We start from the raw sequence: 23,086 nt of genomic DNA, 5'->3' as shown, positions 1-23,086 counted from the left end.
TCGTGGCTAAAAAAATCTAATCCCTAGCCCCTGACCCCCTACCCACATATCGAAAGGCTGGAATATGGCGCGTAGCACATCAACCACGAAGCTCAAGCCTTGGCAAATTGTCGTGATTCTGGTGATTGCTGGGTTGGTTTATGCCTATCAGGCGGGCTATTTTAATCGTTGGCTTGGCCGTACTAGCCTTGAACCAACCAGCGTGGCTGGGCCAACGACACCCACGAACGCGCCAACAATGGCTGATCCCAATAATGTGATCGCGGCGCTTGATCCAGCTAAAGCCTATGTCGCCGAAGGGGCGTGGTATCAGGTATTTTTTACCCGCCCAAACTACCCTGAAAAAGCAGCTGGACGTAAAGGTGGGGTTGATGCGGCGATGATCGCCGATATTGATGCTGCCAAAAGCACGATTTATATTGCATCGTTCGATTTTGATTTAGAATTGATGACCGATGCCTTGATTCGCGCCAAAAAGCGTAAAGTCAAAGTTCAGCTCGTGGTTGATGATGAAAATTTGGCTTCGCCAGAAGTTGCCGAAACGACTGGACGCTTGGAAGCAGCTAAAATCCCAATTACGTGGGATGAACGCTCAGCGTTTATGCACAACAAAATCGTGGTCATTGACGATACAATTGTTTGGACTGGCTCGATGAATTTGGTTGTAAACGACGTTTATCGTAACAACAATAATATGATTCGTTCAACTGTGCCAGAGCTGGTCGCTAATTATCGTCAGCGTTTTCTCGATTTATATGCTGGCAAAATGGGTAGTAAAGCACCCAAAAATACGCCCAACCCAGTCATTAAATTGGCTGGTGGGGTGCAGATTGAAACTTATTTTTCGCCAGTCGATAAGCCGCGTTCCAAAATTGTCAATTATATTAAAAAAGCCAAACAATCGGTCAACGTGCTCGCATTTTCATTTACCGACGATGATACCGCCCAAGCCTTAATCGATCGCCATGAAGCTGGCTTAGAAGTTCAAGTTGTGATGGAAGCTCGCAACGCCGATGGCACTGGCTCGGAGTTTGGTATTTTAGAAGATGCTGGAATTCCGATTTTACGTGATGCTAATTGTTATATTTTGCATAATAAAACAATGGTAATCGACGAAAAGATTGTGATTACTGGCTCGTATAATTTTACTGCGGCAGCTGAAAATAATAACGATGAAAATTTATTGATTATTACTGATCCCGATTTGGCTCGCCATTATTTGGCTGAATTTGATCGGCTGTATGCCCAAGCCAAAAATCCTGCTGGTTGTGGCCGTTAGCGAGTATTCATGCGGATTTTACAAGTTATTCAGCGCTATTACCCGTATATCGGCGGTTCGGAGCAGGTTTGCCAAGTAATTGCTGAACGGTTGGCAGCCGAAGGGCATACGGTCGATGTTTGGACAAGCAATGCATGGGATCTTGACCATTTTTGGGCGAGCGGTCGGCGCACCATCGATCAGCCAACTGAGCAACACAATGGCGTAGCGATTCGGCGCTTTCCGGTCGTGCGTGCACCAGGCCCAGCCTTGGTCTACCCAATTTTGCGTCGGGCAATGCTCGAATTTGGGCGTTTGCCAGCCACCAGCAGCTTGTTGATGGCGCTCAGTCAAATTACGCCGCGCATGCCAACCTTCAATCGTGCCCTAAGCCAAGAAGTTGGTCAATTTGACCTGATCCATGCAGCCAACATTACCTTAGATTTTATGCTGATTCCGGCGCTAAAATATGCCAAGCAGGCTAAAATTCCGTTTGTACTTTCGCCATACGTCCATTTAGGCGTGCCTGGCGATCGCTCGTTAGTGCGCTATTACACGATGCCGCATCATATTAAGTTAATGCAGCAAGCTGATCGGGTAATCGTGCAAACGCCGCTTGAGGCCGATTATCTGGCTGATTGTGGAATTTCGCGATCAAGCCTGCGTTGCATTGGGGTGGGAGTTGAGCCGCATGAATTGGCGGGCGGCAATGCCGAGCGTTTTCGCCAAGAAACCGGCATTCAACAACCATTTGTGCTGTATATCGGCACCTTGGCCAAAGAAAAAGGTGCATTCGACCTGATTCGTGCGATGGAGCAGCTTTGGGCGAACGGGCGCAGCGAGCATCTGGTGATGGTTGGCACGCCGATGGCCCATTTTGAGCAGCTTTGGGAAACGCTTGATCCTGTCAGCAAACAGCGGATTCATGTGTTTGCGCGAGCGCCGCAAGCACGCAAACGCGATGCTTTGGCCGCTGCTACGCTGTTCGCCATGCCCTCACGCACCGATTCATTTGGAATTGTCTATCTTGAGGCTTGGTTGTATCGTTTGCCTGTGATTGGGGCCAGAGCTGGCGGCGTTCCAGCGGTGATTCGTGAGAACGAAACAGGCTTGTTGGTTGATTATGGCAATGTTGCCCAACTTACAGCAGCCTTGACCAAATTGCTGACCAACCCTGAATTAGCCCAACGACTTGGCCAGCAGGGCTACACCCAAACCTTGGCCGAGCTAACCTGGGAGCACAAATATGCCCAAATTCGGGCGGTGTACGCGGAACTTGTTGAGGCTAGGGGTCAGGGGTCAGAGATCAGGGGCTAGGAAGTCAGACTATTTAACGCAGAGGCGCAAAGTTATGAGGGTGGGGTTAGAGATCAGGGGCAGACTTTACTCTAGCGGAATTAGGAATAACATGCACGAATGCGGGAATGAGAATCCTTCGTGTGCTTCGCGCCCTTCGTGGTTTCAATCCTGATCCCTGACCCCTGACCCCTCGTTTAGAAAGGCTAGTGCATGGAACATACAACGGCAACGTTTACAGGTGGCAACAACACGACGATTTTTTATCAAACATGGCGGCCATCTGCACCCAAAGCCACGGTAGTGGTGGTGCATGGCTATGCCGAGCACAGCGGGCGATACCAGCATGTGGCCGAGGCTTTGGTGACGGCCAACTATAGCGTTTGGGCGCTTGATCATCGTGGCCATGGGCAATCGCAAGGCAATCGCGCAACGGTCAAACATTTTGATGAATTTGTCAACGATTTAGCCAGTTTTGTGCGATTGGTGCGCGATAAAGAGCCAAATGGCCCGTTATTTATGCTTGGCCATAGCATGGGTGGCTTGATCAGCACGCTCTACACCTTGGACTATGGACATAATTTGCATGGCTTGGTTTTGACTGGGCCAGCCTTCAAAGTTGATGCCACAACTCCTAAAGTCGTGGTAAAAGTTGGGGCATTTATTAGCAAATTTCTGCCAAACCTACCAGTTGCCCCATTCGATCCCCAGTGGAATAGCCGTGATCCCAAGGTGGTCGAGGCCTTCAAAGCTGATCCATTGAATTATAAAGGTGGCATTAAAGCCCAAATGGGCAATTCCATGATCAATGCAACACGAGTGATCGACCAACGTGCCAACGAAATTAGCTTGCCAGTGCTACTCTTGCAAGGCTTGGCCGATCGCTTGGTTAGCCCCGCTGGGGCGATGCACGCCTTTGGATTGTTCAAATCGCAAGATAAAACCCTGCATAGCTACCCTGGCTTGTATCATGAAGTGCTGAACGAGCCAGAACAAACCACATTAATCCCCTTAGTTATCGAATGGCTTGATGCCCATATGGCCTAAATTTGCCCATATTTCAAGCCATGCCAAAGCAATTTTGCGCTGTTACGCACCAAGCGCTCGGGATCGATTGTGCCTTGCGGTGTGATTTGATCTTGGAGCGCTAGGGTTGCCAAACCGTGAACAGCCGCCCACGCCGTAAATGCCAGTTGGCGTGGTTCACCTGAGCCAATCAGACCCGCCACTTGACCGCGCTCAATTGTGCCAACTAACACCCCAAAACTGGCTTGGGCAGCAGCATGAGTGGCGGGGTATTGCAAACGATCAACCCCCGAAACTCCAAACATCAAACGAAATAAGGTGGCATTGTTGATCGCAAATGTAACATAGGCGATGCCACATTGAAAAAACTGCTCAGTTGGATCTTCGCTGTACTGGGCCACTTCTTCGGCAACGAATATTTGTAATTGCTCAAATCCAGCGCAGGCTAAGGCCGCCACCAAGGCCTCTTTATTGGGAAAATGGCGGTAGGCTGCTGCATGGCTGACACCAGCCTCGCGACTGATCGCCCGTAAACTCAGTGATTCGATCCCTTGGCTGGTCAGCTGCTGCTTGGCAAGCGTCAAAAGGGCTTGGCGCAAATCGCCGTGATGATACCGTTCTTCCATCATGTAGCTACCTCAATGTTGACAGTGGTAACATTGCTCATTACAATAATTACCATGCGTTTGGCGATTTGCAAATTGGCAATTTCTAAGGGGAACATATGGCAACTCAATCAATTAAACTTCCATGGCAAGCACGGCTGCTGCGCAATGGCATCGGCGGCTTGAGCTATCTTGCGCCGCAACTTGCTGGGCGCATGGTGCTTCAGCTTTTTTTACAACCACGGCGGGCAACCAGCCCCAAACCCTCAAAATTTCTCCAATCGGCCCAACGTTTGAATGTTGAGCATGCAGGGCGGCGTTTGCAAGCCTATCGTTGGGGCGCTGGCTCGCGCAAAGTATTGTTGGTGCATGGCTGGGAACACGATGCTCGTCGCTGGCATGCGCTGGCTCCACGCTTAGCAAGTTTGAGCTACGAAGTAACGGCGATCGATGGACCAGCCCATGGCGCTTCCGAAGGCAAAACCACCAGCATCCCCGATTTTAGCGCAGCTTTGGCAGCAACGGTACAGCAACTTGGCCCGTTCGAGGTGATTATTGCGCACTCGTTTGGGGCGGCTTGCAGCGCTTGGATGCTCGGCACGCTTGGGGTCAGCTTGCCGCAGCGAGTTGTATTAATGGGTGCACCCACCAGCGGCGAATATATGACTGGGGCGTTTGCTGATGGTTTTGGTTTATCGCAACGGCTCAAGCGTTTATTTGAGCAAGCCTTGCAGCGACAATTTGGCCAACCAGCCAGCCATTATGCCATGAAATCAATGCCGACCCAGCACCTACCACCTGCCTTGATTGTCCACGATCGCAATGATTTGCGGGTTGATTTTCGCTATGGTCAAGAATTGCAGCAACACTGGCCCAACTCTGAACTATTGGCCACTAACAAATTGGGCCATAGTGGCATCCTCCATTCGCCAGAAGTACTAGATAAGATCGTGACCTTTGTGGGAGGCGCAGGGTAGCCCACATGGGGGACACTAAAGTAATTACAAAAAAATAAATCGAGGAGGCACGTAATGGGGACTGATGTGTATGTGGAACGGGATGAAACGACGATTAACCAGCAACAAACCATCATCAACTTGCGTGCCCAGATCGCGATCTACGAACAGATTTTAGATAGTATCCCCGATTTGATTTTATACAAAGGCCCAAGTTCGCATATTCGCTACGCCAATCGCGCTTTTCGCGAATACTATGGCATGGATAGCCAGCAGCTGCAAGATTTGATCGACGCAGATTTTAACCAACCGAGCTATACCGAGCAATATATTCGCGATGATGCTCAAGTGTTTCAAACTGGTCAAGCCTTGGTGATCAATTCAGAGCCAGTCACGCGCTATACCGGCGAAGTGCATCTATTTGCCACCACCAAACACCCAATTCGCAATCACGATGGTTCGATCATCGGTACAGTTGGCATTTCCCGCGATCTGAGCAACGAAGTAGCGGCCTCGGCAGCCCTAACCGATAACGAGGCTCGCCTGCAACGGATCATCGAAAATGTACCTGGGATGGTCTATCAATTTTTGCTTGAGCCAGATCATACGATGCGTTTTCCATTTGTCAGCACTGGCAGCCGCGATATTTATGGCCTAGAACCAGAAGCAATTATGCAAAATGCCAGCATTGTGACCGAGGCCGTCAATCCAGCCGACCGACTGCGTTTTCAAGAGGCAATTATGGCTTCGGCGCAAACGCTTGAACCATGGCGCTGGGAAGGGCGAGTTTATATCAATGGCCAAGAAAATTGGCTGCAAGGTGCTTCGCGGCCTACCAAATTGGCCAATGGGGCAATTTTATGGGATGGTTTGCTGTTAAATATTACCCAACAAAAGCAAGCTGAAGCCTTGTTGGGTCGTTTCGATACCATTCTAAGTTCGACCCCGGACTTGGTAGCGATTGCTGATTTGTCAGGCCAGATGCAATATTTGAATCCAGCGGCGCGGCGCGTGTTGCAACTTGAGCCAACCGATCAGGTCAGTCAATTAACCTGGCACGATTTACACCCCGACCAAGCCGAGCAAACATGGCTAGCCAAAACCTTACACCATGCCCAAATTCATGGCTCGTGGATGGGCGAGCATCAACTGAAAACGGCTCAAGGCCAAAAGCTACCAGTGATGTATCAAATGTTATGTCATTATGATATCGACCACCAGCCCAGTTTCTTCTCGATGATTGCCCATGATATTAGCGACCAAAAACAGGCTGAGGCTGAACGCCAACGCTTGCATGAAGAAGTTATTCGCACCCAACAACAAGCCTTGATCGAGCTTTCAACCCCGCTGATTCCAATTGCCGACACGGTGGTGCTCTTGCCGTTAGTTGGCAGCGTCGATACCGCACGGGCACAGCAATTTATGGAAACCTTGCTCGAAGGCGTGCATACCAACAAAGCTCAAATTGCAATTGTCGATGTGACGGGCGTTCCGGTAATGGATACTCAAGTGGCAGGCCTGTTGATTCGCGCTGCAACTAGCGTGCAGCTACTAGGAGCACGCGTAATCATCACAGGCATTCGGCCAGAATTGGCGCAAACCTTGGTTACGTTGGGGGTTGATTTCCGCTCGATCATGACGCATAGTAGCCTGCAACAAGGAATTACCTATGCGATCAATGCGACCCATGGGCAGCAAATGAATGTTAGGTATCGCGGAAATTGATCGATAGGCGGCAAAGGGAGCGATCATGACCATCCTGCATTCGCTGGGCGATATTTCGTTGGCTTGGATGACCGAACACTTACAGCCTTGGTTAGGTTCAGGCATGATCAAGCATATGCAGCTGATCGAAGACCATACGCCCAATTCGCAGCTTGGTCATATTCAATTACAATTGTTTCGCACGCCGATCAAAGCGCCACGTCAATTGCTGCTTAAAATCAATCATGAACAGCATGGCGCTCATGAAGTGGCAATTTATCAGTATGCGCAGGCCAACGATCTTAATCATTTGCCGTTTGTGCCGTGTTTTGGTGCTAGCTACGATCCAGTTTCAGGTGTTTCTAACCTTTTATTGGCCGATTTAAGCGAAACCTACGAACCAGCAATTGATAGCCAATTATTAATTACTGGCGACCATGTTCCCAATGAGCAGCGTCGTTTTATGTGCATCGATGGTTTAGCGCAGTTGCATAGTTCGTGGTGGCAAGCGCCCGTAATTGGTACGGCTAATTCGCCGTTTGCAGTAGATGGGCGGTATAACGATTCAGCAGCGCATGCCCAGCATGTGCAACGTCGCCAAGCTGAATGGCAGCAATTTCTGGCTCAGCATGGCACAATTCTCACTGATGCAATTCATGATCGTTTGGCTTCAACCCTAGCAGCCTTACCGACGCTTTGGCAACGCTGGCTTGAGCCACGCAGCAGTAGCCATCGCCAATTAACCCTCGTGCATGGCGCTTGCACTTTCAATCAATTTTTCTGCCCCAAAAATCCCCAAGAAGATCATGCCTATCTGCTAGATTTCGGCGCTGCTTCGGCTAATTTGCCAACCTACGATTTGGTCACTATGCTGGCAACGTTTTGGAATCCAACCCAACGCGCATTCTACGAGGAGCAACTGTTGCGGCGCTATTTGGCAGGCTTAATCGGCGCAGGCATCGATTGCTCGTGGCAACAGCTTTGCAGCGATTATCGTTTGATGTTGGCTTACATGCTGTTTGAACCGATCGAGCATGCAATCAATGGCGCGGATCAGGTCTATTGGTGGCCCAAACTTCAATGCCTCGCCGCTGCCAACGATGAATGGCAATCCGAACAGTTATGGCGTTAAAGAGCATAGAACATAGGGGTTGGGAATTGGGGGTCGGTTTTTGACGCAGAGTTGAAGCTAGGGGTCAGGATTCAGGGGTCAGACGTTAATCCGATAGCATAAGGACCGAGGATTATACGTAGCTAAAAACCTACACTTCATGCGCTTCACTGTTACAAAACCTGATCCCTAAACTCTGGCCCCTGACCCCTTCGTGACCTTCGTGCGCTTCGTGGATCAACATAGAGATCGATAACAACCATAGTTATTACCGATCCCCAACAACCAACCCCCTGATCCCCAGTTAATCTAGCTTTGGCAAATCAAATGTGCCATCGGGATTAACCGGAAACTCCACAATTTTATACACGGCATCAAGGTTGAGCGGCCCATAGATATGCGGAAATTGTACACCCGACGCTATAAGATCTTCATATACTAATTCGGATTGAAGCAGCGCAGGATCGATACACAACAACTGCAAGCCAGCTTGGCCACGATAAAACGAATTGGCGGGAGTTAACACTTGCTCAGGAGTTGAACAATGGATAAAGCCTTCGTCGGCCAACGAGGCTGGGCGATATTCACCAGCAGCTAGGGCTTGATGCCACTCGGTGGGGGAAATAATGTGCAATAACATGGACATTCCTTTGGCAAACAATGAATCAATGCGGCGCATACAGGCTTTGTATGCGCCGCATTGATTGTACTCGGATTAGCCGATTTTGCTAATGCCGAGGCTTAGTTTGCCTTGTTCCAATTCCATGCTGCTGGTGTGATGGTCGGCACTAGCATCACCAACGCTCAATACCTCACACAAGGTTTCGGCTTTGATGTACTCGGCGTATTCAGCCACAACTGCCGCTAAATCAACCTCGGTTCCCAAGGTTGCGTTGATGCGGTCGGTGATCGCCAGATCGGCGGCCTTACGTGCATCGTTGAGGTTGCGCACGATTTCGCGGGCGATGCCTTCGCGCAGCAATTCATCAGTCAGCGTCGTAACTAAGGCTACCAACAAGCCCTCGCCTTCGGCCACAGCGTAGCCTTCGGGCGATGAAGCTTCCATCAATACATCGTCGGCGGCCAAGGTTAATGTTTCGCCTTCGACTACAACCTCGAAGCTGGCCCCGGTTTCAACTTTATGCGCTGCATCGGCGGCTTGCTCGCTGCTAAGATTCGCCAACACTTCGCGCAATGCTGGAACCAGTTTGCCAAACTTTTTGCCAACCGAGCGCAAATTAGGCTTGAAGCGATAGCTGACCAAGCCATCGCCCACACCGAGCCAGCGCACCGACTTGATATTGAGTTCGTCACTCAGTTCAGCACTCAGTTCGTCAAGTTGCTCACCGCGAGGCAAGCGCACCAAAACTTCGCTGAGTGGTTGACGCACGCGCATTCCAGCGTTCTTGCGAGCGGCGCGGCCCAAGCTCACAGCCTTGAGCAATAAGTCGGTCTTGCGAATCAATTCTTCATCGATTAGCGCCAAATTGGCTTCAGGGTACAGCGCCATATGCACGCTTTCGGCGGCAGTTTGGTCGTAGCTGCGCACCAAATTTTGATACAGCGATTCGGCCACAAATGGCGTGAATGGAGCCATCAGTTTGGAAATCGTGACCAAACAGGTGTACAAGGTTGAATAGGCAGCTTGCTTATCGCCGTTCATGTCGCTGCCCCAGAAACGCCGCCGATTACGCCGCACATACCAGTTTGAAAGCTCGTCAACGAATTGTTCGAGCCGCTTGGCTGGCGTATTCATATCGTAATTGCTCAGATCGTTGCGCACATCGCGCACCAAGGCGTTGAGCCGTGCCAGCGCCCAGCGATCGATCGCTGCCAAATCGCCTTGTGCCAATTCAGGTGTCCAACCATCAACATTGGCGTAAGTTGTGAAAAAGCTATAGGTATTCCACAAGGTCAACAAGAACTGACGCAACGATTCGCTGACCAAATCGGCTGAGAAACGGCGTGGATTGTAGGGCTGACCAGCAGCAAACATATACCAGCGCACCGCATCAGCGCCATACTTCTCGACCATTTCCCATGGCGAAACGATGTTGCCCTTGGATTTGGACATTTTCTCGCCTTTGCCATCCAACAAGTGACCCAAACAGATCACATTCTTGTAGGCTGGGCGATCGAAGAGCAAGGTTGAAACTGCATGCAAGGTGTAGAACCAACCACGAGTTTGGTCGATTGCTTCCGAGATAAAATCGGCTTGGCCGGCAACTTCAAACAGTTCTTGATTTTCAAATGGGTAATGCCACTGTGCCACTGGCATCGCACCTGAATCAAACCAACAATCAGCCACATCGGGAATGCGCTGCATCGTGCCAGCTTCGCACTCAGGACACAACCAGCTAGGTGCATCCACAAATGGGCGGTGCATATCAAGATTGGCAGTATCTTGGCCCCAACGTTCGCCAAGCTCCGCCAACGAACCAAGTACATCGATATGCTGACAGTTATCGCAGGTCCAAACTGGCAGCGGCGTGCCCCAATAACGCTCACGGCTGATCGCCCAGTCGATGTTATTTTCGAGCCAATTGCCAAAACGCCCAGCTTGGATATGCTCAGGCACCCAATTGATCTTTTTATTATTGGCGATCAACTGTTGCTTCAAGGCGGTTGTGCGGATATACCACGATTGCTTGGCATAGAACAGCAACGGCGTTTTACAGCGCCAACAGAATGGATAGGTGTGCAGCACTCGCCCTGATTTGAACAACAAGCCTTGTTCTTTCAAATAGCGCGTGATTTTCGGATCAGCTTCTTTGAAAAACATGCCTGCAAAGCCAAAGCTTTCAAAGCTGCCCAGCACTTTGCCCGCTAAATCGACCGAGAACAAGGTTGGCAAGCCATACTTGCGGCCAATTTCCAAGTCGCCATAGGCTGGCGCGATGTGCACGATCCCGGTACCGTCTTCCAACGAGACGAACTCATCGGCAACGACGCGATGAGCACTGCTTAAATCGATCGCTGCCCCATTATCGCCAACCCCAGGAAACAGCGGCGTATAGCGCAAGCCACGCAAATCAGCACCAACAAAGCTAGCAAGTGTGGTGGCAGATTCGCCCAACACCGCCCCAACCAAAGCTTCAGCCAAGATATAGCGCTGGCCTTCGTGCTCGGCCAGCACATACGTCGCCTCAGGATTGACCGCCAAACCAGCGTTGGCTGGCAGAGTCCAAGGTGTGGTTGTCCAAGCCAAGAAGGCGGCATCGGCAACTTGAGCATCTAAAGCATGGTCGCTCGGTGTATGCCGAAAGCGTACCCACACCGACGGATCGTCGGTGTTATCTTGGTAGCCTTGAGCGACCTCGTGGTCTGAGAGCGATGTGCCACAGCGTGGGCAGTGCATCGTCACTTTATAATCACGATACAGCAATTCACGCTCGTGCAATTGCTTGAAGATCCACCACAATGATTCAATATATTTGTTATCGTAGGTGATGTAGGGATCTTCGAGATCGATCCAGAAGGCGATCCGCTGGGTCAGCTTTTCCCATTCTTGGATGTAATCCCAGACTGATTGACGGCAGGCAGCGTTAAATTCGGTGATGCCATATTTTTCAATGTCAGGTTTGCCCGCGAAGCCTAATTTCTTTTCAACTTCCAGTTCAACTGGCAAGCCGTGGGTATCCCAGCCACCGCGAGCGCCGATGACCTTTTTACCAAGCATGCGGTTGAAACGCACCATAATATCTTTAGACGAACGAGCCTCGACGTGGTGAATCCCTGGGCGACCATTGGCCGTGGGTGGCCCTTCAAAAAAGACAAACGGACGCGAAGCATCACCATGGTCAAGCGTCTTTTTGACGATGCCATGGGCTTCCCACCAAGCGGCGATCTCATCCTCAAGCGTCGGAAACGACACCTTGGGATCAACTGCTGCAAACGCCATTGTTGACTCCTCGTTGACTAAAAACACAAAGCCCCGCCCCACACTGCTGGGACGAGGTTATCGAAAAGACCTCGCGGTACCACCCTGCTTGATAGTCGTTTGCACGAACTACCCACTTTAAGCCGTTGCCATCACAACGTCATCCCGATAACGGGGGATATCCGGTTCGCTTACTGCCAAAGGGTTCAGCGTTCGGCTCAGGAGAGATTTTGGTTGGGGTTGCTGATACGTGCCTCACACCATTTGCACGCTCGCTGATTCAGGTTTTAGCCCAACTACTCGGCTCCGTCAACGCCTGTGACCCGATTGTACCATACTTAAAAGTCAGCCGTCAAAGACTAAAGTATGAATTATGAATTATGAGGGATGAAGCACAAAAAACCAAGAATATAGGAGTGAGTTTAATGCAGAGGATAGTAGAGCACAGGATTCAGGCGCTAGGGATCAGGGATCAGTAGTAAAAATTTAACTGATCCCTGATCCCCAAGCCCTGATCCCTGGCGATTACAACCCTGCGACGTGTTCGTGGGCGTGATACGACGAGCGTACCATCGGGCCAGATTCGACGTGGCGGAAACCACGGGCTAAGCCTTGTTCACGGAACCAAGTAAAGGTTTCGGGTGGCACATAACGGTCGATCGGCCAATGGTCGCCCGATGGCGAGAGATATTGGCCAATCGTCATTACGTCAACATCGGAGCGGCGCAGCGCATCCATCACGGTCAGCACTTCTTCATCGGTTTCGCCAGCCCCAACCATCAAGCCACTTTTGGTCACGATGCTAGGCTGAAGGTCACGAGCCAAGCGCAATAATTCAAGGCTTTGATAGAAGTTGGCCCGCGGGCGGAACTTGCGAAATAAACGCGGCACGGTTTCGATATTGTGATTCAACACGTCAGGCCGCGCATCCATCACGATCCGCAAGGCATCCCAATTGCCATCAAAATCAGGAATCAGCACCTCGATTTTGCATTCGGGCAACTGTTGACGAATTAAATTGATCGATTCGGCAAAAATATGTGCTCCGCCATCAGCTTGATCATCACGGTTAACCGAGGTCAGCACCACATGTTTAAGTTTGAGATGCGCGACCGCAGCCGCAATCCGCTGTGGCTCCTGTTCGTCGATTGCTTTGGGTTTACCTTTGCCAATCGCGCAGTAGCGACAACCGCGGGTACAGGTATCGCCAAGTAATAAAAAAGTTGCTGTGCGATGATTCCAACATTCGCCGATATTGGGGCAATGGGCTTCTTCGCAGACCGTATGCAAATCGAGTTCGCGCATGAGGCCATGCACATCCTCGTAGTTTTCCCCTATCGGAGCGCGAGCTTTCAGCCATGCTGGGCGGCGCGGGGCCACCGGCGCAGCTTTGGGCGCTTCAAAGAGTGTAATTGTATCCATGAAAACCCCTTGGATAACGCAACGAGCAGCATTTGCTCTTGCTCATATTGTAACGTGCTTTTGCTGCTTGTCATGCATCCAAGGGTTAGCCAGCGATAGGCTTGAACTCTAAGAGTAATTTGAACGCTTACGATTGAGCAATTAAATCCATTTCGGCAGCCATTGGGTTATCGCTGGCCTCTTCATGCAGCGAATTATCCTTGGTTTCTTTGAGCAAGACCATACCAACGACGAAGGTCAATAAAGCGATGGCAATCGGAAACCACAGGCCAGCATAGATATTGCCGGTACTACTGACCACCGCTGTGGCGATAAAGGGCAACCAACCGCCAAAGTAGCCGTTGCCAACGTGATAGGGCAGTGAAACCGAGGTATAGCGAATTTTGGCAGGAAACGATTCCACCAAAAAGGCGGCAATCGGGCCATACACCATACAAACACATAACACCAACCCAAAGATGATCAAGGTGAGTAAAACGGTGTTAGGATTGCTGGCAACCGCAGGCGTGATAACCTTTCCAGCTTCATCAAGAACCGCTGGAGTAATTGGGCCAGCCGCTGCTTTCAGGGCCATAAAGGCCGGATAGATCGCAATTGCCCCAATTAAGTTGCCTGCCATCATCACCGTTTTGCGTCCCCATTTATCTGAAAGCGCTCCCATGACGACGAAAAACGGCATCCCTAAGAACAAAGCAATCGCCACGATTGTATCAACGGTGTTAGCTGGCACTTTGGCTTGAGTTTTGAGCCACGAGTTTACGTAAAATTGAGCGGTATACCAGATAACTGCTTGACCCGCAGCGGCTCCAAACAGCACCGTCAAAATCACCTTCCAATTACGCCGATTGCCAAAGCTATCTTTGAGCGGAGCTTTCGAGGTTTTGCCTGCATGTTTGAGTTTGGTAAACAACGGCGATTCACTCATCTTCGAGCGAATGTAAACGGAAACGCCCACCAAGACGATTGAAAGCAAGAAGGGAATTCGCCAGCCCCAGCTATCAAAGGCTGCCTTGCTCATCGAGGTGCGCACAATCAAAATTACCAACAACGAGACAAATAAGCCAAGCGTCGCAGTAATTTGAATAAAACTAGTGTAAAAGCCGCGCTTGTTATCGGGAACATGTTCGGCGACATAGACCGCCGCACCGCCATATTCACCACCAAGCGCCAAGCCTTGGATGATCCGAATAATCACCAAAATTATCGGGGCGAGGATGCCAATTGAGGCATAGGTGGGCAAAATCCCAATGACCGTGGTTGCGCCGCCCATGATCAGCAACGTGACCAAAAAGGCATATTTGCGCCCGACAATATCGCCAATGCGCCCAAACACCAGTGCCCCGAACGGTCGCGCCGCAAAGCCCGCTCCAAAGGTGGCAAAGGTTTCCAGTAAGGCCGCCGTTTCGTTGCCCGACTGATAGAAATTTGTCGCAATGACCGCAGCAAGACTGCCAAAAATGTAGAAATCGTACCATTCAATCATGGTACCCAAAGCCGATGCAATGATGACCTTCCAAATTGTGGATTGCGAGACAACAGTGGAATGCTGTGATGGCATGGGTGTGTTTGACATCGTGTTGCTCCTTCATTGCAACAACAAATTCAACCCAAATTGTGTGTGCCCTAGACAGCGAACATTCGATGGGGAAATTAACGAGGATATCCTTCCAAGCGAAAATCCATACACCTCCTCGATTAACGTAAGCCAGATTGGGGATGTTTGGCATAACAGCTTGGTTTTTGAATGCTCTGCGTGGAGCAATTCAGCAGGGTTGGGCATCAGGTATGAAGTATGAAGGATGAGTGGTTGATGCAGAAGTTAAATTTTACTTAAAGCCGTTATGTCGGCGCTACAATAGCACTAGAGTATTGATATGTCAAGTTGCTAGTGCTGGCGGGGCAACCTTAATCTCTCATCTCTCAGCGTGGGTTTATGGCTCGATCATGCCACGGCGAATCGCATACTTAACCAGATCGGTGCGATCATGCAAATCAAGCTTTTCCATAATATTGGTGCGATGGCTTTGCACAGTTTTTACGCTGATTACCAATTGGGCGGCAATTTGACGATTGGTCAAGCCTTCGGCGACCAATTTCAAAACCTCTAATTCGCGATCAGTTAAATCGGCCAGCTTCACGGTATCGCTATCGCCCAATTGGTTGAGTTTGGCAATCAAAGCGGGGTCGAGGTATGAATCACCACGTTGCACCGCCCGAATCGCTGAAACTAACTCAGTCGCAGCGGCCCGTTTGAGCACATAGCCCGTCGCACCTGCCCGCAAAGCTTCCTTGAGATATTCCTCGCCTTCGTGCATGCTCAAAAAAATCACTTTGGTTTCGGGCGAGCGGCTGCGAATCTCGCGAGCGGCGGCCAAGCCATTCATGCCAGGCATGGCAATATCCAACACTGCTAAATCGGGATGCAGCGCATCAGCCAGATCAACCGCCTCTGTTCCATCGTTGGCAGTGCCAATCACCCGAAAATCGGGCTGAGCTTCCAAAACCATGCGCACACCATCACGCATCACGGCGTGGTCATCGGCCAATAAAATTGTTATTTCGGCAATTGCCATAGCACAATCCTTTAGGCGGCGCTGGCTTGGGTAGCTGGCTCCAAGGGAACTGTGATCGTTAGTTCAGTGCCAATGCTGGGGGCACTATCGATCGCCATCGTTCCACCGAGAAGGTTGACCCGCTCATACATCCCAAACATGCCAACTCCACGGCCATCACGTTCAGGGTTAATTGTATTGGGGTCAAAGCCAACGCCATTATCTTCAACCCGAGCTCGTACAATTTGGGGATTCGTCAGGTCGATATCGACCTCAACATACGAGGCTTGGGCATGTTTCACAATATTGCTAAATGCTTCTTGCAGCATCCGATAGAGCGCGGTTTCGACGGCTGATGGTAGGCGACGCTCCTCGCCACGAACTTGCACATCAACCCGAATTCCGCGATGGGCTAAACGTTCGGCAGCTTGAGCACGCACAGCGGCGGCCAAACCAAGGTCATCAAGCTGCGATGGACGTAAATCGGCGATGATCGTGCGCACGCCTTCGAGGGTCGTGCCAGCCAAATCGCGCAAGCCAATCAGGCGTTCGCGCACTGCTTGGGCTTGGGGATTTTGCGCGGCAGTTTCAGCATAAATTACCAAGGTTGCCAAGGCTTGGGCCGTATCGTCATGCAATTCACGGGCGATCCGCCGCCGTTCTTCTTCTTGAGCGTTGATCACTTGCTGGGTTAGGCGCTCGGTCAAGGCGCGTGAACGCTCGATGGCGCGAGTGTCATCCTCAACTTGGTCAAGCATCGCATTGAAAGCTTGCGAAAGTTGGGCAATTTGGGTATCGCCAGCACTAGGCTGGGGCACACGTACACTCAAATCGCCGTCGGTCACGCGCTCGGCGGCAATTTGTAGATTGGTGAGTGGGCGCAGAGCTACGCGCAAAACTGCATAATTGACTGCAACACTCAGCACAACCCCGATCAACGAAAAAACAACCGTTAAGGTCAAACCTTCGGTCGTTGCTAAGCGGCGTGTGATCGCCGTGCCAGCGATTGCGCCCAAACAAACTATTGCACTATTGCCGATTAAAATCTGGTAAATCAGTGGTATCCGTCGCATAGCAGTATTGTATCATCAACCATCAATCTTATGAACCAAGATTGAGCCATAGTTTTTAGCCGATTAGAACCAGTAGAACGACCCCAAGCCCCGCCATACAGCCAACCAAAACTAAGCCATAGGCCAAACGTGCAAAATGCCAAGGCATCCAACTAAAGCGCAAGCCTAGCAAATCGCCAAGGCTACGGCGATAACGATGATGATGGTTTGGGGTTGCTTGAACTGCCAAGCCATAGGTTGTGATTAACCCGACAACGCAGCTATGAACGATGGTTTGCAACAACAAGGCCCATGAAAATGGCTGCCACAGCAGATTAATAAGTGCAGCAATGCCAATTAGCCCAGCCATAAGCCACAAACTTGCAATAAAACGGATTTTTGTGCGCAGCACAGCATCCTCGCAATGCTAAAACAAAATACGGACGTAGAGTGTTCTACGTCCGTATCGTCTGGCGGGCCCGAGGGGATTCGAACCCCCGATCTCCACTGTGACAGAGTGGCATGTTAGGCCGCTACACCACGAGCCCCGATCAGGTTGTTGTTGCGCTGGCAGTTCAATTGGCGGGCCCGAGGGGATTCGAACCCCCGATCTCCACTGTGACAGAGTGGCATGTTAGGCCGCTACACCACGAGCCCGCGTTTTGCTTGCCTCGCGACAACGGGTATATACTACCACAGACTCGTTTTTTTTGCAAATAGAGCGAAGCGCATGGTTCCCTTCATCCTCAACTCTTCTCCTATGAGCTAACTGATTGGCTCGTGATTGACCCGATCAAGGCCTTCGTCGTCCCAGGCGGCGGGATCTTCGAGTGGCTCAAGGTGGGTGATTGCATGGCTATCGGGTAGGGCGGCGGCAATTGCCAACTCAATTGTTTCGCAGACATCATGGCCTTTTTGGACACTCCACGAGCCAGGTACTAGCACATGCAGCGAGATAAAACGGCGTGGCCCGGCAACTCGCGTGCGCAAGGCATGAAACTGCAAGCCACGTTGGCGATAGCGCGACAGAATATCTTCAATTACTGCTTGATCTTCGTCGGGCAAGGCACTATCAAGCAAGCCATAGCCCGATTCACGCAAAATCCGAAAGCCAATCCAGATAATGTGGAGAGCCACCGCGATCGCAATTAATGGATCAAGCACCAGCCAGCCCGATAATTTAGTTAATAAGATCCCGCCAATTACGCCAATCGTCGTCCAAACATCAGTAAATAGATGATGGGCATCGGCTTGCAAGGTGATCGAGCGTAAACGTTTGCCTGCTCGCATGATGATCCACGCCACACCGCCGTTGATCGCGGTGGCAAAGATCGAAAGCCCTAAACCAAGGTCAAGCCGAGTGATTGGCGTTGGATTGAGCACGCGTGGCCAAGCCGTCCAGATGATGCTGCCAGCCGCCAACATAATTAACATGCCCTCTAAGCCACTGGCAAAATATTCAGCTTTGGAGTGCCCAAAGGCATGGTCATGATCGGGGGGACGCATAGCAATCGTCAGCATCCACAAGGCCATAATCGCTGCAATCAGGTTGACAACCGACTCCGCCGCATCCGAAAAAAGCCCGATTGATCCGGTCAAAAGATAAGCGCCAAACTTCAAGCCAATCGTCACACATGCCGCAACAATTGACAATAAAGCATAGCGCTGTTTCCCATTAAACATAGTTATAAGGCGCTTTCTAAGGCTCGCAATTCGCGCTCATAGACCACCAAACCAACCCGAAGGCTGTCGTTTGGCACGATGGCATTAAGTTGATGAATGATTGTATTCAAATCACGCACCCAAACTTGTAACTCTTGGCGCAACCGCGCTTGTTCGTTAACGCTGGTAACGGCCCATGTCTCACGATTATTACGCAACCAAATCTGATAGCGATTGATGTGGTTATTATAATCGTGTTGCAAGGCTCCCCATGGCGAGCCTTGCTGGCTGCCTTTCATCACCCGAAAGGCCATACGCATCTCGGCAGGAATATACATATCATCATTTAAATCGATTGGTTGGCCTTCGCCTGGCAAATTATCAAACATGCCATCTTCCATGGCTGCCTGAATCCGCTGCTCGGCAATCGAGCCTGCGCGTTGAGCCGTGAGGGCAGGACCTTTTTTTGGTTTGTCGCTGTCGGTGTTCGGGTCAGAAGCGGGCGTTGGTGGCTTCATTTTGCCTGAAGTGCGGCTTTGCTCACGAAATCGGTCAAGAAATGGATTATCGCTCATGCTAAAACCCCCTTGTGTTGCTGCAACCTTGCCAGATCAAGCGCCCCATGCAATTGCTCAAACGTCGTTGCAGGCTTATGTGCAGAATATCACAAAGATTGGCTGGCGACAAGGTTATCAACAACATCAAAATTTTGAGAAATTTGTTACAATATGCCTATATCTGTGTGTACTTTGGATGGTTGGAGGACATCGATGTCGTTTCAGTATCCACTAGAAGTCCGTTTTCGTGACTTGGATGGGCTTGGGCATGTCAATAATGCGGTCTATTTGACCTATTTCGAGACCTTGCGCTTACATTTTGCGCTCGAATTGTTGGGCGTAGCCCATTTGGCTGAAGTACCGTTTATTTTGGGCGAAATTTCAGTGCGCTTTCTCAAGCCAGTATTTTTTGGCGATCAGCTCCAAGGCAGCGTCGATGTCTCGCGGATCGGGCACAAAAGCTTTACCATGATTTATACGATCAAGCGGGGCAACGAAATTGTGACTCAAGGCTCGACCGAATTAATTTGGTTTGATTATAAAACTCAACGTTCTGTACTCATCCCCGATTCATTTCGCCAGCAAGTTGCCAGCTATCAACGAGCCTAAATCTCGGCCATAAGCAGGATGCAACACGCATCAAGCTAGCCTAAACTGGCATAATTCCTAAAATAGTTGAAGAGAGAACCGATGCAACAACAATGCCCCCAATGCCAGCGTCGGCTTGCGCTCAACCCTGCGTATTTGCCATGGTGCGAATGTGGCTGGAATATCAAGCCACGTTCGCTGCCTGAAACCTATGGCATGTTCGACAAGCTCTATACCAATGTCAGTCGGCGTTTGGGCAACCAGATGTTACGTCAGATGCAATCGCTGAATGATCTTAAACCACGTTGGACGCTGGGTAAAGTCATTGTCGGGTTGATGGCTGGACTGATTCATGGGTTTACCCTGCTTTTGTTCGTTTTAGCCTTGCTCTTAATTATCGACGGCTGGCCGAATGCTTTTGCTGTGGTTTTTGGCGTAGTGTTGTTGGGCATGGTTTGGCTTTTGCGGCCAACATTGGCTACATTTCCCAAAGATGGATTAATTCTAACGCCCAAAGAAGCGCCAACCTTGTTTAACTTGCTCAACCAAATGATCACTCAGCTTGGCGCAAAACCAATTGAAGTCGTGGTGGTTGATGAACGGTTTAATGCCTCGTTCAGCCGTTTAGGTTGGCATCGAACTCCAACACTGGGCCTTGGGCTGCCCTTATGGCTGGCCTTGAGTAATCAAGAACGAATCGCCCTGATTGCCCATGAAATTGGGCATAGTATCAACAATGATATCAATCGTTCGTTCTTAATTCATTCGGCAATTAACGCATTAGCGACATGGATTGCAACGATCTATCCAGTTGAGCTGGTACAGCCTGAGCTAGGATTGAAAGGCTTTTTGTTGTTGCCATTTAATTTATTGCTGCGGGGCGTTTGTTGGGTATTGCTGGGTTGGATGAAGCTCATGATCCTGTTAGCTGGCCGCGAAAGCCAACGAGCTGAATATTTGGCCGATTACAAATCAGCCGAGTTGGCTGGCAGTGCCGCCGCAATCGATTTGCTGGATCGGATTCACCTTGACGATTCATGTCATTTGGCGATTCAGCGGGCCGTACTTAGCCCCGCCAAACCACATATTTTGCAGCAGATGGCCGAGCATGTTGCAACTATTCCAGACCATGAGCGCGAACGCTTGCGGCGGGTAGCTCGTTTAGAAGGCTCATTGCTTGATGCTTCGCATCCGCCAACCGCCCAGCGAATCGAGTTTCTGAGCACGATTGCTCCCCAACAGGCCACAATTCAGCCTGAAACGAACACCATGACTGCAATTACCAATGAGTTACTTGGCTATGAAAGCCAAATTATCCAACGTTTGCGCAGCCAATGGATTAGCAATGGCTGAATCTTAATTAGCAATTAATCCAAAACTGACCAATCCAAGCCTCGTTGGGCAAGCTATGTGCTAGGATAGGCACGGATGTGATTTGTTCAACGAAGATTGGATTGATTGTGCAGCGTAGAATTATTCAAATAAGCAGTTTTCTGGCTATTTTAGGCCTTTGTTTAGCTATAATCTTAATCTGGATACTCCAACGAAGCCCGGCCCAAGTCACAATTGGTGGCAAATACGATTCACCATGGCTGGTCGAGGGCTTTCAGACCAAAGAACATTCAGCATTGGGAGCCTACCGTTGGACGAATGGCCATGGAATTATTGGCTCACCAGCAACTCATACCAGCTATCTGCTGAGCTTGGGTTTGGTTTCCCCACTAACAACCACAATTGTGCAATTGAATGAGGCTGAGCATCGCATGCTTGATCTGCCGATTAGCAATGCGCCACGCTCCTATCATATTTTCTGGCAACCAAAGGCTTCGCTGAATTGGCTACGTTGGGCTAGCGATCAGCAGCTCACACTCAATAGTGAGCTGCAAGTGCTTGAAGGCAGCGATCAGCGCCAATTAGGCGTCGTTTTGCAAAGCCTCGGTTGGTCACCTACTGGCGGCATTTCATTGTTGCCATTTGCCTGGATTACAGCATTGGTACTGAGTTTAGCGGCATTAATCAGGCCACAACAACGGCGTAATTGGCTATGGTTGGCGGCAATTGCCATTGGTTTAAGTTTAATGCTCGGTGGCTTAACGTGGCTGGCCAGCGAGCACAGTGTGTGGTGGCCGTTGCGCTTTGCCCCAAGCTTGTTGATTTTGCCCTTGTTTGGCTTAGCACTGTTGCGCTGGCCATGGCAGGCGTGGTGGCAAGCACTGCCATTACTTGGGTTAATTGGCATCGCGGCGATTGTGATGTTGCTTTCGCGCCAGTGGTGGGCGGTTGAGGGGCCAGATTTTGGCTGGCATGCCAACCATGGCAGTTCCGCCGAATCGGTATTTCGGGCGCATCCCTTTTATCCGTTGGGATTTCCACTGATTTTATGGCTTGGTTTGTTGTGGAATGGCGATCAACTAGCAATTGGCCAAACCGCAGGATTTATCAGCATGCTCTTGAGCTTGCTGCTCACGGGCTTATTGGCTTATCGGATCTTGGCCTTGCGCGGGGCAATTGTCGCCTTGATTTTGGCCTTAGCAACCCCGTTATTGTTGGCTTTTGGCGTAGTTGCTAGCAGCGATAGTGTCCAATTGCCAGCCTATTTAGCAGCGTTATTGATCCTAGTTTGGCAACCAGAACTGACCCGTCGTCGCGTGGCGCTGGCTGGGTTGTGCTTGGGGTTGGCCTATTTATTCCGGTTTCAATCGATAGTGATTGTGGTGCTGATTTTGCCATGGTTATGGTTGCAACGCCTGCCTACCCCGCCGCGTTGGCCGCAATGGTTGGCCCGTTGGTTTGCCCCAAGTTTGCTTTTGGCTGGATTTTTGCTTGGCTCTGCGCCGCAGTGGGTGCTTGATATTCGCGATACCGGGCGGCCATTCTTCTCACAACAATATGAGAATATCTGGCAAGCTGCCTACAATCGGGTTGATGCGGTGGTAGCTGCCGATAGCCCCGAAGCGATTGCCACCGCGCCCAGCGATACAGGCCTATACGATATTGTGGCGTTTGACCCGTATGGCCTATTTCGTCATTGGCAAGCTAATTTAAGCCAATTTTTCAGCTTTACCTTGCATACAATCTTTATTTGGCCATTTGGCTTATTGATGCTTTTGGGATTGGGCTTAGCGGTGTTGAAACGGGCTGACCCACGTTTGAGCTTATTAGCATGGCTGAGTTTAAGCTATATTCCAATTATTGCCCTAACATGGAACAAAGATCGTTTTTATCTGCCGATTGTGCCATTGTTGTTGGTACTTGGAGCCTATTGGTTGGAGTGGTTGCGCGGGCAGGCGTGGCGTTGGCCACGAGGCAGTCGTTGGTTGGCTGAGGCAGTTCAGGCTAGCAGTTTGGCTTGGGCCTTGAGCCACCTCAGCGCAATCGATCCAATTTTACGGATGTATGGAAGCTTAAAATAGGATT

The 23,086-nt window shown here is 50.4% G+C and carries 19 protein-coding genes and 2 tRNA genes; 9 read left to right on the top strand and 12 right to left on the bottom strand.

Annotation, left to right across the window (positions count from 1 at the left end; translation table 11 throughout):
* Window positions 1–64 precede the first annotated feature (64 nt).
* The 3 genes from LCH85_13260 (at window position 65) to LCH85_13250 (ending at window position 3,601) form a co-directional block, all read left to right on the top strand.
* Window positions 65–1,279, top strand: coding sequence for a phospholipase D-like domain-containing protein (locus tag LCH85_13260; GenBank protein MCA0352958.1), 1,215 nt, complete (start codon window positions 65–67; stop codon window positions 1,277–1,279).
* A gap of 9 nt (window positions 1,280–1,288) precedes the next feature.
* Entirely contained in the window at window positions 1,289–2,575 is a 1,287-nt protein-coding gene (locus LCH85_13255; GenBank protein ID MCA0352957.1) for a glycosyltransferase family 4 protein, read from the top strand.
* 192 nt (window positions 2,576–2,767) lie between these two features.
* Complete coding sequence (locus LCH85_13250; GenBank protein ID MCA0352956.1) at window positions 2,768–3,601, top strand: alpha/beta hydrolase; 834 nt, start codon at window positions 2,768–2,770, stop codon at window positions 3,599–3,601.
* On the opposite strand, the gene LCH85_13245 is transcribed toward LCH85_13250, so the two are convergent.
* Window positions 3,598–4,209 carry a TetR/AcrR family transcriptional regulator gene (locus LCH85_13245; GenBank protein ID MCA0352955.1) on the bottom strand — a complete coding sequence of 204 codons (612 nt, stop codon included), beginning with the start codon at window positions 4,207–4,209 and terminating at the stop codon, window positions 3,598–3,600. The genes LCH85_13250 and LCH85_13245 overlap by 4 nt on opposite strands.
* A 95-nt stretch (window positions 4,210–4,304) precedes the next feature.
* On the opposite strand from LCH85_13245, the gene LCH85_13240 reads away from it, so the two are divergent.
* The 3 genes from LCH85_13240 to LCH85_13230 are packed head-to-tail and all read left to right on the top strand — an operon-like array spanning window position 4,305 to window position 7,977.
* On the top strand, window positions 4,305–5,162 hold the full coding sequence (locus LCH85_13240) for an alpha/beta hydrolase (GenBank protein MCA0352954.1): 858 nt from the start codon (window positions 4,305–4,307) through the stop codon (window positions 5,160–5,162).
* A 54-nt stretch (window positions 5,163–5,216) separates the two neighbouring features.
* Entirely contained in the window at window positions 5,217–6,866 is a 1,650-nt protein-coding gene (locus LCH85_13235) for a PAS domain-containing protein (protein ID MCA0352953.1), read from the top strand.
* Between the two features lie 25 nt (window positions 6,867–6,891).
* A complete protein-coding gene (locus LCH85_13230) occupies window positions 6,892–7,977 on the top strand; it encodes an aminoglycoside phosphotransferase family protein (GenBank protein MCA0352952.1) in 1,086 nt (361 codons plus the stop codon).
* Between the two features lie 283 nt (window positions 7,978–8,260).
* Here the strand turns inward: LCH85_13230 and LCH85_13225 are convergent, their stop codons facing one another.
* The 11 genes from LCH85_13225 to LCH85_13175 form a co-directional block, all read right to left on the bottom strand.
* A complete protein-coding gene (locus tag LCH85_13225) occupies window positions 8,261–8,596 on the bottom strand; it encodes a DUF952 domain-containing protein (protein ID MCA0352951.1) in 336 nt (111 codons plus the stop codon).
* Window positions 8,597–8,671: 75 nt separating this feature from the next.
* Window positions 8,672–11,857 carry an isoleucine--tRNA ligase gene (ileS, locus tag LCH85_13220; protein MCA0352950.1) on the bottom strand — a complete coding sequence of 1,062 codons (3,186 nt, stop codon included), beginning with the start codon at window positions 11,855–11,857 and terminating at the stop codon, window positions 8,672–8,674.
* 504 nt (window positions 11,858–12,361) lie between these two features.
* Window positions 12,362–13,258, bottom strand: coding sequence for a lipoyl synthase (gene lipA, locus LCH85_13215; protein MCA0352949.1), 897 nt, complete (start codon window positions 13,256–13,258; stop codon window positions 12,362–12,364).
* 127 nt (window positions 13,259–13,385) lie between these two features.
* Window positions 13,386–14,831 (bottom strand): MHS family MFS transporter, encoded by a 1,446-nt coding sequence (locus tag LCH85_13210; protein MCA0352948.1) that lies wholly within the window; start codon window positions 14,829–14,831, stop codon window positions 13,386–13,388.
* A 358-nt stretch (window positions 14,832–15,189) separates the two neighbouring features.
* Window positions 15,190–15,831: a response regulator transcription factor gene (locus LCH85_13205; GenBank protein ID MCA0352947.1), complete on the bottom strand. Its 642-nt coding sequence runs from the start codon at window positions 15,829–15,831 to the stop codon at window positions 15,190–15,192.
* A gap of 11 nt (window positions 15,832–15,842) precedes the next feature.
* The gene (locus LCH85_13200; GenBank protein MCA0352946.1) at window positions 15,843–16,883 is read right to left on the bottom strand and encodes a histidine kinase; all 1,041 of its coding nucleotides are present in this window, start codon (window positions 16,881–16,883) and stop codon (window positions 15,843–15,845) included.
* Window positions 16,884–16,938: 55 nt separating this feature from the next.
* A complete protein-coding gene (locus LCH85_13195) occupies window positions 16,939–17,274 on the bottom strand; it encodes a hypothetical protein (GenBank protein ID MCA0352945.1) in 336 nt (111 codons plus the stop codon).
* Window positions 17,275–17,333: 59 nt separating this feature from the next.
* Window positions 17,334–17,410, bottom strand: a tRNA-Asp gene (locus LCH85_13190).
* A gap of 32 nt (window positions 17,411–17,442) precedes the next feature.
* Window positions 17,443–17,519, bottom strand: a tRNA-Asp gene (locus tag LCH85_13185).
* A 108-nt stretch (window positions 17,520–17,627) separates the two neighbouring features.
* The gene (locus LCH85_13180; protein MCA0352944.1) at window positions 17,628–18,545 is read right to left on the bottom strand and encodes a cation diffusion facilitator family transporter; all 918 of its coding nucleotides are present in this window, start codon (window positions 18,543–18,545) and stop codon (window positions 17,628–17,630) included.
* A gap of 2 nt (window positions 18,546–18,547) precedes the next feature.
* Window positions 18,548–19,099 carry a DUF1992 domain-containing protein gene (locus LCH85_13175; protein MCA0352943.1) on the bottom strand — a complete coding sequence of 184 codons (552 nt, stop codon included), beginning with the start codon at window positions 19,097–19,099 and terminating at the stop codon, window positions 18,548–18,550.
* 153 nt (window positions 19,100–19,252) lie between these two features.
* Between LCH85_13175 and LCH85_13170 the strand changes: the two genes are divergently transcribed.
* From LCH85_13170 to LCH85_13160, 3 genes are all read left to right on the top strand, one after another.
* Complete coding sequence (locus LCH85_13170) at window positions 19,253–19,690, top strand: acyl-CoA thioesterase (protein ID MCA0352942.1); 438 nt, start codon at window positions 19,253–19,255, stop codon at window positions 19,688–19,690.
* Window positions 19,691–19,771: 81 nt separating this feature from the next.
* Entirely contained in the window at window positions 19,772–21,022 is a 1,251-nt protein-coding gene (locus LCH85_13165; GenBank protein ID MCA0352941.1) for a M48 family metallopeptidase, read from the top strand.
* Window positions 21,023–21,129: 107 nt separating this feature from the next.
* Window positions 21,130–23,082, top strand: a complete 1,953-nt coding sequence (locus LCH85_13160) for a hypothetical protein (GenBank protein MCA0352940.1) — start codon at window positions 21,130–21,132, stop codon at window positions 23,080–23,082.
* The last annotated feature ends 4 nt before the right edge of the window (window positions 23,083–23,086 follow it).

Source organism: Chloroflexota bacterium (assembly GCA_020161265.1).
Classification (GTDB): Bacteria; Chloroflexota; Chloroflexia; order Chloroflexales; family Herpetosiphonaceae; genus Herpetosiphon.
Note: the sequence above shows the minus strand (reverse complement) of the source record. Positions and strands in the feature narration are given on the sequence as shown.